This is a genomic window from Candidatus Uhrbacteria bacterium CG10_big_fil_rev_8_21_14_0_10_50_16 (genome assembly GCA_002774875.1).
Lineage (GTDB): Bacteria > Patescibacteriota > Patescibacteriia > UBA9934 > UBA11717 > UBA11717.
In genome coordinates, this window is record PCYM01000006.1 from 17581 (window position 1) to 31394 (window position 13814).

14 protein-coding genes and 1 tRNA gene are annotated in these 13814 nt (G+C 47.0%); 12 read left to right on the forward strand and 3 right to left on the reverse strand.

Annotated features, from left to right (window positions below; genetic code table 11):
* Positions 1-14: 14 nt before the first annotated feature.
* Entirely contained in the window at positions 15-761 is a 747-nt protein-coding gene (locus tag COV06_03080) for a hypothetical protein (GenBank protein ID PIR47418.1), read from the reverse strand.
* Positions 762-880: 119 nt separating this feature from the next.
* Between COV06_03080 and COV06_03085 the strand changes: the two genes are divergently transcribed.
* Together COV06_03085 and COV06_03090 are read left to right on the forward strand one after the other, a co-directional pair.
* Positions 881-957, forward strand: a tRNA-Arg gene (locus COV06_03085).
* Positions 958-1062: 105 nt separating this feature from the next.
* Positions 1063-1719 carry a hypothetical protein gene (locus COV06_03090; protein PIR47419.1) on the forward strand — a complete coding sequence of 219 codons (657 nt, stop codon included), beginning with the start codon at positions 1063-1065 and terminating at the stop codon, positions 1717-1719.
* A gap of 99 nt (positions 1720-1818) precedes the next feature.
* On the opposite strand, the gene COV06_03095 is transcribed toward COV06_03090, so the two are convergent.
* On the reverse strand, positions 1819-2748 hold the full coding sequence (locus COV06_03095) for a hypothetical protein (GenBank protein ID PIR47420.1): 930 nt from the start codon (positions 2746-2748) through the stop codon (positions 1819-1821).
* A 584-nt stretch (positions 2749-3332) separates the two neighbouring features.
* Here COV06_03095 and COV06_03100 point away from each other — a divergent pair.
* The 6 genes from COV06_03100 to COV06_03125 all read left to right on the forward strand — a co-directional run bounded on the left by COV06_03100 (position 3333) and on the right by COV06_03125 (position 10601).
* Positions 3333-3596 (forward strand): 30S ribosomal protein S15, encoded by a 264-nt coding sequence (locus COV06_03100; GenBank protein ID PIR47421.1) that lies wholly within the window; start codon positions 3333-3335, stop codon positions 3594-3596.
* Positions 3597-3828: 232 nt separating this feature from the next.
* Entirely contained in the window at positions 3829-4560 is a 732-nt protein-coding gene (locus COV06_03105) for a hypothetical protein (GenBank protein ID PIR47529.1), read from the forward strand.
* A 176-nt stretch (positions 4561-4736) separates the two neighbouring features.
* Positions 4737-6986: a polyribonucleotide nucleotidyltransferase gene (locus COV06_03110; GenBank protein PIR47422.1), complete on the forward strand. Its 2250-nt coding sequence runs from the start codon at positions 4737-4739 to the stop codon at positions 6984-6986.
* Positions 6986-7990, forward strand: a complete 1005-nt coding sequence (locus COV06_03115) for a hypothetical protein (protein PIR47423.1) — start codon at positions 6986-6988, stop codon at positions 7988-7990. The genes COV06_03110 and COV06_03115 overlap by 1 nt, the downstream gene beginning before the upstream one ends.
* 623 nt (positions 7991-8613) lie before the next feature.
* Entirely contained in the window at positions 8614-9081 is a 468-nt protein-coding gene (locus COV06_03120) for a hypothetical protein (protein PIR47424.1), read from the forward strand.
* Between the two features lie 11 nt (positions 9082-9092).
* Positions 9093-10601 carry a magnesium chelatase gene (locus tag COV06_03125; protein ID PIR47425.1) on the forward strand — a complete coding sequence of 503 codons (1509 nt, stop codon included), beginning with the start codon at positions 9093-9095 and terminating at the stop codon, positions 10599-10601.
* A 19-nt stretch (positions 10602-10620) separates the two neighbouring features.
* Here the strand turns inward: COV06_03125 and COV06_03130 are convergent, their stop codons facing one another.
* Positions 10621-11019 (reverse strand): hypothetical protein, encoded by a 399-nt coding sequence (locus tag COV06_03130; GenBank protein ID PIR47426.1) that lies wholly within the window; start codon positions 11017-11019, stop codon positions 10621-10623.
* Between the two features lie 238 nt (positions 11020-11257).
* Between COV06_03130 and COV06_03135 the strand changes: the two genes are divergently transcribed.
* From COV06_03135 to dnaA, 4 genes are all read left to right on the forward strand, one after another.
* Complete coding sequence (locus COV06_03135) at positions 11258-11395, forward strand: 50S ribosomal protein L34 (protein PIR47427.1); 138 nt, start codon at positions 11258-11260, stop codon at positions 11393-11395.
* Positions 11396-11411: 16 nt separating this feature from the next.
* The gene (gene rnpA, locus COV06_03140) at positions 11412-11798 is read left to right on the forward strand and encodes a ribonuclease P protein component (GenBank protein PIR47428.1); all 387 of its coding nucleotides are present in this window, start codon (positions 11412-11414) and stop codon (positions 11796-11798) included.
* Positions 11795-12055, forward strand: a complete 261-nt coding sequence (gene yidD / locus COV06_03145) for a membrane protein insertion efficiency factor YidD (GenBank protein PIR47429.1) — start codon at positions 11795-11797, stop codon at positions 12053-12055. Before rnpA ends, yidD begins: the two co-directional genes overlap by 4 nt.
* Positions 12056-12249: 194 nt before the next feature.
* Positions 12250-13695 (forward strand): chromosomal replication initiator protein DnaA, encoded by a 1446-nt coding sequence (gene dnaA / locus COV06_03150; protein PIR47430.1) that lies wholly within the window; start codon positions 12250-12252, stop codon positions 13693-13695.
* Positions 13696-13814: the final 119 nt, after the last annotated feature.

A 13814-nucleotide genomic window follows, 5' to 3' on the forward strand; every position in this document is an offset into this window, starting at 1 on the left:
TTACTTAACAACGATTACTTTGATCCCATTGTCTCAAATGCTCGTAACACCTCTAACGGAATCGCAAAGATCACCGTATTGGATTGATCCGAAGAGAGATCGTTTAACGTGCTCAATGTTCGCAAGTGGAGTGCACCCGGTGTGCTGCTCAACATCTCTGCCGCCTTCTGCAGGTTTGCAGCTGCTTGTACTTCTCCCTCCGCCTTAATAACCACGGAACGTCGCTCTCGCTCCGCCTCGGCCTGCTTTCCAATCACACGCTTCATATCCTCCGGCAACGTAACATCCTTCAACTCCACGTTGTCTACGGCAATCCCCCATGGGTCCGTTAACTCGTCCACAATGTATTTAATCTTTTTACTTGCTGCCTCCCGGTTAGACAATAATTCGTCCAGTTCCATTTCTCCAACCACGTTACGCATGGTTGTTTGTGCTAATTGACTCACAGCAAAACGGAAATCCTGAACCTCAATTACCGCCTTCTGCGCATCTTTCACCTTGTAGTAGATAACGGCGTTAATACGGGCAGAGATATTATCCTTCGTAATCGCTTCTTGGTCCGGCACGTCTACCACTTTTACGCGAATATCCACCTTTTGCATCTGTTCAAAAATCGGCAGCACGAGTCGCCAACCGGGTGATTTGATAGAGATAAACTTTCCAAGCCTAAACTTGACGCCACGCTCGTACTGGTTGACCTGTCGAACAGAAATCAACAACAAAAATGCGACAAAAATCAGTACCGGAATAAAGTAACCCATAGGGTGAGAAATTATGACAATAAGTGTTTCCTTAAACTGAGTTTAACGTAACTCACTCACATTGACAAATCAGCTGATTTGCTATACTTTATGAGCCTCGCGATACGTCGTGAGCACACGCCCCGGTAGCTTAACCGGATAGAGCAGGAGGGTTCTAACCTCAAGGTTGCAGGTTCGAGTCCTGCCCGGGGCACCACGTAGGAAATTGCCAGTTTTAGAAATCCATCTTACAAAACTTGATACATCTATGAATCAAAAAAATAGCCTTTTGGTAGCAATAACGGTCGTCATACTTGCTTCAATGGCCGTGTTGTATATTTTAAAAGATGTACCCGCACCTGCGGCCGTTCCTGTTTCCATAAATCCATCGCCACAACAACCGGTCGTTGTACCGGACACCAAACCTATTGAACCAACAACACCGTCATGGGTTGGTAATCAGCTTTTATCCGTTGGTTTTCCATTACAGCCCGACCACTTGTTGTACATGAAGTTCGATGGAAGTATCGTTCCAATGGGTAAATTGTTTTACGTTAAAGGTTCTAACGGCAGTTTAACGCAAATCAAAAACGTTTCTGAACTCTCTCGAATAACAGGTCAGATAAGCACGAGAGAGCAAGTTTTAGCCTTTGTCAGCTTTTTTACCTCCGAACCAACAAAATTTTTACTAGAACAAAATCCAGTGCAGGGAATTGAGCCTGCTTACTCCGTATCAGAAATGCCACAATCTCTGACTCGGCTCTTAACTACAACCACGGTTGAATTGCACAACGGACAATGGGTTATAGAAAGAGACTTATTGCGGTATCCAAGCTTATCCGCTCAAGAACAGCGCGTGCCCGCTCAACTAGTGAGATCTTATGAGACCCTATCTCAAGACGGAATCTACACATTTAGTATTGGCCGTGTACTAGCGGAAGGCGATGAGGTAAATAGTTTTTTACCTTATTATGATTAGGTTCACAAAAGTGCGGTCAAAAAAAACACTCTCCGTTGTTGAGAGTGTTTTAATTTTAGAAGGGAAAAATCCCTTGTCCGAATAAATTGAAATCTCGTATTATTTTTTCCGTTTTTTATCGTGATGTTTTTTGTGGATATCGCGCAAATGGTTGTTTGTAATGTGTGTGTAGATTTGTGTGGTTGTAATGGAGGCGTGACCCAGCATAGCTTGAACAGATCGAATATCGGCACCTCCTCGCAATAAATCCGTAGCAAACGTGTGCCTCATAGTGTGCGGCGACACATGTTTTGTAATGCCAGCTTTACGTGCATATCCATCCACTGTTCGTTGAATAGATCTTGGCGTCAGCCCCTGATCCACATCTCTCCCTGCTTTTGCACGATCGTGTGAAACAAACAGGAAGGGAGCCGTGTCGGCACGCCTGCTGAGATATACCTTAATTGCATCACGCGCGCGTTCCGACAAAAAAACAATGCGTCGTTTTCCACCCTTTCCTGTAACCGTAAACTCATCGCGCTTTAAATTGACGTGATCAATCTCGAGTCGTGCGAGCTCTGATACACGTAACCCCGTAGAAAAAAGCGTTTCCAAAATTGCCGAATCTCGTAACGACACGAGTCCCTTACCGCGTTTTGGAATGTCCAAGAGTCGGATCAGCTCGTCCTCCTCCAAAAACTCCACCTGCCGGTCCGGATGCTTTGCGAGCTCGATCTTCTCTGCCGCCAAAGACTTAATGTCCCGTTTTGCTAAATATTTTAAAAATGATCGGAGGGCGATAAGGTGATAGTTTTGCGTGGTGGCTTTTGGAGCTTCTTGGTCACGCCCGTGAATTTCTCGATTTAACCACACACGAAACTTGCGTACCTTCTCAAGTGTAATATCCCCTGGCGCCGGCCAGTGCGCCCATGTAAAAAACCGTCGTAAATAAAAATCATAGTTTCTCAGCGTCCGTGCGCTGCGCCCCTTCTCAATCTCTAGATGTTCAAAGAAATCAAGAAGCAATATTTCTGTTTTTGATGTTGCCATATCCGTATTATACGACACTTGGTGCAGACGAGCGAGTGTGAATTGACAAACAACCCAATTTACGTTAGGTTGGATCTGTTGGCGCTGCACACAAGGAGTCGACCGGCTTGTCGCAAGGAAAGCCCGACTAAGACTAGGAGCTATCGAATCAACCCCCTCCCCCTAATTCGAACGCTCAGGTCTATGGTGCCTGCTCCCGTGCATTCCCAGCAGGCCGGTCCGAGGTAACTCTCGGACCGGCCACTAACCTTCTCTTTCGGACCGCTAAACAGGCGGTTTTGCTGTTTCTTGACCCAGAACCAATGAAGGAGCAATGTTCTCTCGCACCATTCGACCGTAGGATGGAGCTTACCCGACCGACGATCACGTCCGGCCAATATCCCCCACCAGGGACTAGGCCGGGCGTGGGCTGGGTCACGCTATCCGACCGTCCACCTCTGGACGGTTTGTTGTTTCTACCCCTCAATCCACCTTCGGGATTGACAAATAACACGCTTTCTTGTATATTCCTAGCGTTATTCACCAACGATCGCTTGGTACCTGATCTCTCCGACGGGTCACTCGGCCTTCGCTAATCGATTACTATGCTTACAAAGAAGCAAAAGGAGAATATTATTAGCAAATTTGCTACCCACAAGAGTGACACGGGGTCACCACAGGTGCAGGTTGCGATTCTTACCTCCGAGATCAAAGATCTTACGGGTCACTTGCGAACACACAAAAAGGACCACTCATCCCGACGCGGACTCATCCGCAAGGTAAATGAGCGTCGCCGTTTGCTCAAATACTTGGAGCGAGAGGACCTCAAGGCCCACAAAAAGTTAAAAGAAGCGTTGAAGTTGAAGTAATTTTCCGTCCCCGCGGCTTTGTTGTCGCGGGGATTTGGCTAACAAGATCCTAGTCGTGTTCGGTTCTGCTGAATACGCCCGGTACCTTGTACCGTTTTATAAACATTTTGGGAGGTTTTGTTGGAAAAACGTAACACCGTTTCCTTTATTCCTAATTGTGCGGTTTTCTCAAATTTGTGCCGCACACAATCGCGTCACGCATGTTCCACGCATCTCTCAATCACTTTTTATCATGATCCATCACAAACATCAGCGTGTCGGTGTCTTTATCGACGTACAGAATCTGTACTATAGCGCTCGTAATCTCTATAACCGAAAGGTAAACTTTGGCAATATTGTCAAAAAGGCGGTTGGAGCCCGCCAACTCATTCGTGCAACTGCGTACGTCGTTTCTACAAAAACCGGAGAGAACCAGCCGTTTTTTGACGCGCTCAATAATCTTGGAATCGAAACCAAGGAGAAAGAGCTCATGGAATACGACGGTGGCCAAAAGAAGGCCGACTGGGACGTTGGTATTACCGTGGACGCCATTAGCTCCGCACCAGATTTAGACGTGATCATTCTCGTCTCCGGTGACGGTGACTACATGCCACTCATTGATTACCTCCACAGCAGAGGAAAATTTGTAGAGGTTGCAGCATTCCGAGAAACAACATCTTCTCGTCTTATCGAGAAGGTTGGGAGCTCAAACTACATCAACTTGTCGGAGAATAAGCGTAGTTTCCTCATTCCAACTGGTAGCCACGGAGCCGGAACGATGGTATCAGACACAACCTCCGCTCAACCGCTTGCACAGGAGAAGGTTGAGGCAAAACCTGTAGTTAGATCTCTTTCAAAACCTCAAATCAAGCACATGCAAGCACCCGCTCCCAAGCAGATTCGTTACCCTGCGCGAGCTCACGTTACTGCAAAACCTGTAGATTACGACGGACTCTCACCCAATGAGCGTGCCTTAAACAATTAGAAACCCGTTGTCTCATAAGCTACGGCTTGTGAGCAACGAAGCGTGCATATCAACACAGAGCGTCAGATGATATGATTGCTTCGTCGCTAAAACGACATCTCATTCACAGCCTGGTGGCAAGATAGAGACCTCAACACATTGAGTTCTTGAGTCTGACTGCCAGGGGAACCAATTTTATGGAACCAAAACAATTCTCTACGGAGTGGGCAGGTAAAACGCTTACGATCGAAGTAGGACGAATGGCTTTCCAGGCAGACGCCGCTTGTACCGTGCGCTATGGCGACACGGTCGTTATGGCAACGGTCGTTATGTCCAAGGAAGAACGTCCTGGAATGAACTTTTTCCCGCTCATGGTGGATTACGAGGAAAAGTATTCCGCTGCTGGTAAGATCAAGGGATCGCGATTCATTAAGCAAGAGGGACGACCATCAGACCAAGCCGTTTTGGCTGGCCGTATGATCGACCGTACGCTACGACCGCTTTTTGATGAGCGTATTCGTAACGATATCCAGGTAATCGCATCCGTGTTGTCATTCGATGAGGAAAATGATCCGGATATCGTGGCAATCATTGCTTCTTGCGTTGTTCTCCATATGTCTCAAATCCCATGGGAGGGACCGGTTGCTGGTATTCGTATGGGACACATAGACGGCGCATGGATTGCCAATCCAACCTACACGCAACGAGAAACAAGCGTATCGGACCTCGTGGTCTGCGGAACAACTGACCGACTGCTCATGGTAGAAGCAAGTGCAAAACAGATACCAGACGCAACCATGATGGAAGGGGTAGAAGCCGGGCTCAAATCGCTCTCACCTGTTCTGGATCTCATTCAGCAAGTTCGTGATGCCGTCGGATCCGAGAAAATCGATCCCTTACAAGGCAAGGAAACAGCTGAACAAATGGCGACACGTGAGCAGGTAGAATCTCTTGCAAAGCCATTTATCAGCAAAAAAGTGGAGGAGCTCTTCTTTGGCGCACCACTTGATCGCAAAATTGATCGTGCTATGGCCCGAGGAGTTCTCACAGATCAGCTCAAGGATTTCTTACTCAGTGAAGGTGTAGAGGAAGAGAACCTTTCTTTTGGCACCAGCATGGTGTACCACGAGATCGAACACGTCATCTCTCAACAAATTCTCAAAAATGATCGTCGCGTTGACGGCCGTGCAATCGAAGAAATTCGTCCTCTTAGCTGTACCGTGGGGCTTTTACCACGCACGCATGGATCAGGACTTTTTGCACGCGGAGAAACACAGGTTCTCTCAACCGTAACCCTCGCAGGCCCAGGTGCAGCGCAGGTGATCGATACAATGGAAGTAGACGAGAAAAAGCGCTACATGCATCACTACTCATTTCCTCCATTTAGTGTCGGGGAAACGCGACCATTGCGAGGACCAGGACGTCGTGAGGTTGGTCATGGTGCACTCGCAGAAAAAGCTCTCGAGCCTGTTCTTCCAGACGCAGAGGTATTCCCTTACGTAATCCGTGTTACATCGGACACCATGGGATCAAACGGCTCTAGCTCTATGGGATCCGTCTGCGGATCGACAATCTCACTATTGGATGCAGGCGTTCCGCTTAAAGCGCCCGTCGCAGGTGTGGCTGTCGGTCTTGCATCGACACCCGACATGAACGAATGGAAAGTGTTTACGGATCTACAGGATTTAGAGGATGGACAGGGCGGAATGGACTTTAAAGTCGCAGGAACAACAGACGGCGTAACAGCAATTCAGCTGGACACAAAAACGCTCGGACTCAACATGGACATTGTAAAGGAAGCCTTCCGACAAGCCTCAAAGGCACGAGGGCAGATTCTTGAAGTTATCTCCAACACTATTGCAGAACCACGCGCCGAGCTTTCTCTCTACGCGCCTCGTATTGAGAGTATGCGTATTAATCCAGACAAGATTCGTGACGTCATTGGCCCAGGAGGAAAGATGATTAACGAAATTATTGCCAAGACGGGTGTAGAAATTGATATTGAAGATGATGGAGTTGTCACGATTACCTCACGTATGGCAGAGGGAATGAAGGAAGCAATGGATTGGGTTAGGCTGCTTACTGCAGAAATTGAAGTAGGAAAGACGTATCACGGAACGGTTACACGTCTTATGGATTTTGGTGCGTTCGTCGAAGTCCTGCCAAAGCAAGAAGGACTTGTGCATGTCTCCGAGATGGCGCCCTACCGCGTAAACCAGGTAAAGGACATTGTAAAGGAAGGGGACAAGGTCTATGTAAAGGTCACCGAGGTAGACCAAATGGGTCGCACGAACCTCTCTATGAAGCAAGCAGAGGGAAATGTGTACCCAGAACCACCCACACAGGCAGAACGAAAGCCAGAAGGGGATCGTCCTGCACGTCGACCAGGATCGGATCGACCATCAGCGCCACGCGGTCCACGTCCACCACACCGTAATAACGGATAATGTATCGTTACCGCGACAACTATTTAGACACACAGCAGTCAGCCCGACCTTGGATCCGTTGGGCTGCTGTTGTTTTGTATCTCTTACTTGTGGGTTATTTAGCGATTACGTGGATACATCAGGGCAATGCTATTCCTAACGCTTCCTCATCCATTGGTGGTGCTGTCACGTTACCTGAAGATGATTACGCTATTGCGATATTTTTTAATACAGACCAAAAGGAACTCCTCTTTAATGTCACAGGGCTTGTAGGTCAGGCTTTCGCGGTTAAAAATGACGGATCAATCGTGTCTATTAACCAAATGGTTCCATCGGCGCCAAGACCTCCTGCATGGTTTCTTCCAACAACAGTAGGCGTTGTCTACGTGAGAGAAGGGGATACTGTCACAACGCGCCGTCTATTTCGTATCAAAAATGGCATAGCTGTTTCTATGCCAGGTCAAAAGGCAATCCAAATCCCCATTCATCCCAATGCAACAATCGGAATACATTGCTCCAACAACTGCTCTATTCCTGGTACAAGCCTCGTCCTCCCAGAAGGGCTCGACCTTATTTCTACCGATCATCAACTCATGATCGCAACGGACGCAAAAAATAGAGCGTCCTTTATGCAATTTATTTATGTGAGTAGCAAGCAGCAGAACCCCATAGAAAGAGATCGGCTCACCAACGATGGGCGTACGATCTCAGAGCTCGTCCCGGCAGACACGATCGACACAATTATTACAGACGAAGCTTTGCAAACGCACTACACAGGAGGAACAACCTTTGGATGGTACTATCAGATCAATGAAGATCGTGACGTGCTCTTGGCATCAACATCAACAGACCTCCTAAATGAGTACACATCAGAGATGTCTACAGCTACGTGGACAAATACAATTTGTGAAAAACACCCAGTCTCGTTTTACAGATATCATTCTTTGCCAATGTTAGAGGAAAACACGCAATCGACCTACACACTTGTTCGAAGTATAAATTCCTGGCGTATCTGTGCAGAGTAACCATTCTGTGGATAACCTGAGGGTAACTGTGGATTAATGTGGATAAGAAATTACTTATCCACATTTTTGTTTAAAAATAACGAACAAGTTTTTGTTTTTTTATCTAAAATAAGCCAAATACATCCGTTGACAAATAGTGTTCAACGTGCTACTATGTGTATGTACCCTTCAAACAATCGTTCTTTCAAAACCCCTACCACAGGGGTGTCTAGCGAAGACTGGTACATCTTGGCTGCGCACCTCTCCTCGCAACTGTTCTATTCCATTGTTTAAAAATAAAAACATAAAATTGGGATAAAACAAACGCCACGAAGGGCTCCCCTCAATACATGTTGGTCTCAAATTGGACCGGCGCTCGAGGGATGCCATAGAACGGTTATGAGGGAAATGTTCTACCACGTGCAGGCAGCTCGTAGGCCGAGATCTGAAGACAATCCTTGTCGCTGGATCCCGGTCTACTGGAGCGCTCTTCTGCAGTGGACCTAACGTCCGACTGCCCGAGTCACCAGCGCTCCACCTATCTATAAAGGGAGACGCTCGTAGTTCAGGCAGTCTTTTCGTTTCCACAACCCTTGACAGTTTTTTCATAATAGATCACTGCTTAATTGGTATACTAGTAGTCCATGAAACTATCTACCCCCCATCGTTCCGTGGTGATTGCATTGATTGTTACATGTCTTCTCGTTATAAGCGATGGATTATTTAAGTTCATTGCATTATCGCGCCTTAGAGACGTATTTATTCCAGTCTTACCGGGTGTCGCCGAGTTTTATCTCCACAAAAACCTAGGTGTTGTTGCAAATACACCTATACCTCTCCTGCTCGTCATACCTCTTTCGGTTGTTATTCTCATCGGATGCAGTATGTGGCTTTCTCGCATCTGGAGTCATCAGCCGAGTTTAGCCATTAGTCTGGTCTTACTCATTGGAGGAGCCTTTGGTAATTTGGTCGATCGTGTTGTCCACGGGTTTACAACAGACTATCTCCTGCTATTCAGTCGGAGCATCATAAATCTGTCGGACGTACTCATTGTTCTTGGCATACTGGGTATTTTGTTCGCTACAAACAAAACCTCCCCACATCAATCATAAAGGAGGTTTTTATGTCTATTTTATCTGCAGCGATCATCGGCCTTTCCGCCGAACCGATCTATGTTGAAGTTGATATTGCGTTTGGTCTTCGTAAATTCTTGATCGTTGGTCTGCCGGATCGTGCCGTCAATGAATCATCCGGCAGGGTAGAGGCAGCCCTGAAAAAAAGCGGTTTCCCCTTTCCCCGCTATAAAGTAACGGTCAATCTAGCTCCTGCACACTTAAAAAAAGAAGGTCCCGCGTACGACCTTCCTATTGCAATTAGCCTCCTTGCTGCACAAGGACACATACAATTACCCAAAGAACCACTGGTTATTTTGGGGGAACTTGGGCTCGATGGGTCAATCCGGCATGTTGACGGAGTGCTTCCGATCACCGTAGAGATGAAGAGACGCGGACACAGAACCATTATTGTTCCCGCCTGTAACGCACAGGAAGCCGCTCTCGTGGACGGAATTCATGTTCTGGGTGTTAGCCACCTAAAAGATCTTGTTCTGCACCTTGAGGGGACAAAGCTTATCAAGCCAACGGTTCACGTTGTCGCACTCGACCATCAACCGATTTCCTACGCCTACGATATGGCACACGTAAAAGGGCAGGAGCGTGCAAAGCGCGCGTTAGAGATTGCCGCCGCTGGTGGTCATAATATTCTCTTATCGGGTCCACCTGGGTCTGGAAAAACATTGCTTGCACGATCGCTTCCTACGATTCTTCCTCAACTTACACTCGACGAAGCACTCGACATTACACGCATTCACTCAGTGAGCGGCGCACTCAAAGGAATGCCCTTGGTAACACAGCGACCGTTTCAGTCCCCTCATCACACAACAAGCGGGGTGGCACTGATCGGCGGGGGCACAACACCAAAACCAGGACAGGTGAGTCTTGCACACCGTGGCGTTCTATTCTTGGATGAATTCCCAGAGTTTTCTAAGCAAGCACTCGAAAATCTTCGACAACCATTAGAGGACGGGTTTATTACTGTTTCTCGCGCGGCGGGTACGGCAGAATTCCCGGCAAAATTTATGCTCGTTGCCGCCATGAATCCGTGTCCTTGTGGGTATGCCAGTGATCCGTTTCATCCTTGCGTGTGCACACCCACACAAATCATTCGCTATCAAAAAAAATTGTCAGGCCCCTTACTCGATCGCATTGACCTGCATTTAGAGGTTCCAAAACTTGAGATTGAAAAATTGGAGCAACTAGATGCCGGAGAAACGTCAACGGATTTTCAAAAACGCGTTCAAGCGGCACGGAATATTCAAACAAAACGATTTGAAACAGTTGAACTTGTGACAAACGCAGACATTGGAACACGCGACATTAAAACCTATTGTCCCATGTCCAAAGAGGCAACACTTATCTTGGGAACCGCCGCGCGATCGCTACACCTATCTGCTCGTGCCTACATTCGCATCATAAAAGTTGCACGCACGATTGCCGACATCGCCGCCGTCGATCTTATTGAGACCCCTCACATCACAGAAGCGCTTCAGTATAGAGAGCGCCTTACACCGTGATTTCTACAAAAAATATTTATTACGCTTGGCCCACGTAGCGCATGTACAAAAATACAGCAATTAGCAGACCGAGCCACGCGTAAGCAAGACCATCCATGAGTTGCTGTCGCTTTTTGAATTCTGCAAAGCTATCCCATTCACCCGACTTCCAGGATAAACGGCGGCCAAATAGGAACATCGCGCCCAGGGCAACAAAACCCGCAATCGGAATTAAGGAGACAAGAAACCAAAGATATTGCCGTGTTCCCAACGCATAGGCCTGTGTCCAAAATAACCCGCCGGGAGATGGCCGTTTAAGGTAACGCTCAATCAACTCCTCCGCGGGGACCAACTCAACCGTATACCCGCAAGATCCACAGATTTTCTGCAGCTCCTTTAGCTTCTCCAAACACTCGGGACAGGTTGCGGTTGTTTTCATGTACACATTCTAGCAAATTAGCCGCCGTATGCGTATTAGATCAGGTTCATTGTAGCCGTTATGAGTGAATCGACTCACGGCCATTCAGAATATAAAAACAATGCAAGCAGCACTATTATTCAAATAATGTCCAAAACACCAACAAAACCCGCAAAACATCGGGCGACGATCCACCTAAGCTTCAGCTATTGACAATATCTGCTCTTTTTACTACAATCTCCACACATTGAATGAACCTATGCCTAAGCGAACGTTCCAACCAAAAAAACGACATAAGATGCGTGTGCACGGCTTCCGAGCCCGAATGCGTACTGCAACAGGGCGACTCGTCTTAAAACGACGAAGAGCAAAGGGACGACTCAAATTGACCGTCTAAACCCGAAAGACATGCCATGTGCGTGTCTTTCTTGTATTATAGAGCTATGCTCCCCTACGATTATCGTCTCAAGAAGGAAATGGACATTAAAAAGCTCTTTTCTAAAGGAAAAGGGGTGTTTGACGTAAAGGTGGGTGCCAAGGTCCGCAAGAACGGATTGCAGCAAACTCGGTTTGTGATCGTGGTCGGAGTAAAGGTCCACAAGCGAGCCTTCCGTCGTAATCGTATTCGTCGACGTGTTCGTGCAATTCTAGAAGCACATTTGAGCCACATCGCCACAGACTACGACATCGCAATCATCGCGCGACCAGAGGCGCTTAAAGCCTCATATGAGGAGCTTCAAACATCCGTTCTCTCCGCGCTCAAGAAAGCCGGCGTTTTGAATGACGTTCCTATACTATGAGGTTTCAAAACTTTGTTTATCCACTACGGCTTCCCGTGTTGGGGATGATTCGTCTCTATCAAAAAACGCTTTCCTTTGATCATGGGCCGCTTAAAGGATTTTATCCGCATGGCTATTGTCGCTTTCATCCAACGTGCTCTGAGTATGGATATAAGTCGATTAAAAACCAGGGCATCATAGTAGGAGGTGTTAAAACGTTGTATCGTATTCTTCGCTGTAACCCGTGGAGTCGTGGGGGAGTCGATGAACCTCAATAAATAAGTTACCCTCAAGTTATCCCCATGTTGTCCGTGCCTTGTGCACGGATTTTTTGTTTCTTATTGTGCAACTATTATTTACTACAACCCCAATCTTGGCCAAAACTATCCACAGTATTCACGACTTATGCACGAATGCTGTGGACAACTTAGAGCTTATAAACAGGCTTTCTATTCAACTGTGGATATGTGGTATGATTCTGTCACTCGGAAATACAGCCAGGCGCACGGCCGTTAGTCCGCTTCACGCGTATCACTCAAACAAAATTATGGATACACAAGAGTTGTGGGAAACCACATTAGGGGAGCTTGAATTAGAGCTCTCAAAGGCAAATTTTACAACCTGGTTCAAGGACACGTTCATCACCGAGATCACACACGACCATATCGTCATTGCGGTCCCCAACAATTTCACAAAAACATGGTTAGAGAATAAATATCATAAAAGTATTCTCAAATCTCTACAGAGGGCAACAAGTGACGCCGTACGAGAAGTAACATACAACGTAGAGGTAAAAGGATCCTCAAACGGCCCACAACCAATCCCGATTCATAATACCCAGGTTGATACATCGATTGCCTTTAGTCGTAGTGACCTGCAGGACGATCCAATCGGAAACACCCTCAATCCACGCTACACTTTTGATGCTTACATCGTCGGAAAACAAAACGAGTTTGCTCATGCTGCCGCCATGGCTGTTCCTAAAAATCTCGGAACCACCTACAACCCCCTATTTATCTACGGAGGCGTAGGACTTGGCAAAACGCATCTTTTACAAGCAATCGGGCATGAGGTTGTTCAGCTCAACCCCGGAAAGCGTGTACTCTACGTTACGAGTGAGAAGTTCACCAATGATTTTATCCAGGCCGTTAGAACCGGACGTGCGCGTGAGTTTAAAGATGTTTATAGAACCGTGGACGTGTTAATTGTGGATGATATTCAGTTTTTTAGTGGAAAAGTAGAAACACAGGAAGAGTTTTTTCACACATTCAACGCACTTCACCAGCAGAACAAGCAGATCATCTTGTCCGCCGATCGACCACCAAAACTCATCACCGCGTTAGAAAATCGTCTTTTATCCCGTTTTGAATGGGGAATGACGGCCGATATCAGTAGCCCCGACTATGAGACACGTGTTGCGATATTGGAGGCAAAGTGTCGAGAGCGTCAATGGAGCATGCCACAAGAGGTCATGCGCCACGTTGCGGACAATATCCAATCAAATGTTCGCGAACTTGAAGGCGCCCTTAATAAAATTATTGCGTACCATCAGTTAAAAAATCAGGTACCAACCTTGGAATCCGTTGCCCCAATTGTGCAGAGTTTTAGGCCCGTAGACATCATAAAAACGGCCACTCCGCGAGAACTTATGCATGTGGTGGCTGAGTACTATGACATAACTATGGACGAGCTCGTTGGAAAAAGTCGAGAGAAGCGACTCGCATTTCCACGTCAAATCATTATGTATCTCTTGCGCGAGGATATGAGTTATTCCTACCCATCAATTGGACAGGAGCTCGGCGGAAGAGACCACACGACAGCAATGCACGCCTATTCAAAAATAAAGCGCTGCCTCGAATCGGATGAGAAGCTGTGTCACGATATGGAGATCATTAAGCAGCGATTGTACGCAGCATAAGTCCACAGGTTTAGGGGATAACCCTGCTTATAACCCTGTAGAAAAGTATGTGTATGGGCACGTGGATAATAAGTGGATAATAGACCCGCGGGGGTGGGGACATAGTTGTTCACAGGCTG

Coding starts and splice junctions, on each gene's coding strand:
- dnaA (PIR47430.1), top strand. CDS start 12,250: ATGATTCTGTCACTCGGAAATACAGCCAGGCGCACGGCCGTTAGTCCG.
- COV06_03110 (PIR47422.1), top strand. CDS start 4,737: ATGGAACCAAAACAATTCTCTACGGAGTGGGCAGGTAAAACGCTTACG.
- COV06_03130 (PIR47426.1), bottom strand. CDS start 11,019: ATGAAAACAACCGCAACCTGTCCCGAGTGTTTGGAGAAGCTAAAGGAG.
- COV06_03100 (PIR47421.1), top strand. CDS start 3,333: ATGCTTACAAAGAAGCAAAAGGAGAATATTATTAGCAAATTTGCTACC.
- COV06_03105 (PIR47529.1), top strand. CDS start 3,829: ATGATCCATCACAAACATCAGCGTGTCGGTGTCTTTATCGACGTACAG.
- COV06_03135 (PIR47427.1), top strand. CDS start 11,258: ATGCCTAAGCGAACGTTCCAACCAAAAAAACGACATAAGATGCGTGTG.
- COV06_03090 (PIR47419.1), top strand. CDS start 1,063: ATGGCCGTGTTGTATATTTTAAAAGATGTACCCGCACCTGCGGCCGTT.
- COV06_03125 (PIR47425.1), top strand. CDS start 9,093: ATGTCTATTTTATCTGCAGCGATCATCGGCCTTTCCGCCGAACCGATC.
- COV06_03115 (PIR47423.1), top strand. CDS start 6,986: ATGTATCGTTACCGCGACAACTATTTAGACACACAGCAGTCAGCCCGA.
- rnpA (PIR47428.1), top strand. CDS start 11,412: ATGTGCGTGTCTTTCTTGTATTATAGAGCTATGCTCCCCTACGATTAT.
- yidD (PIR47429.1), top strand. CDS start 11,795: ATGAGGTTTCAAAACTTTGTTTATCCACTACGGCTTCCCGTGTTGGGG.
- COV06_03120 (PIR47424.1), top strand. CDS start 8,614: ATGAAACTATCTACCCCCCATCGTTCCGTGGTGATTGCATTGATTGTT.
- COV06_03095 (PIR47420.1), bottom strand. CDS start 2,748: ATGGCAACATCAAAAACAGAAATATTGCTTCTTGATTTCTTTGAACAT.
- COV06_03080 (PIR47418.1), bottom strand. CDS start 761: ATGGGTTACTTTATTCCGGTACTGATTTTTGTCGCATTTTTGTTGTTG.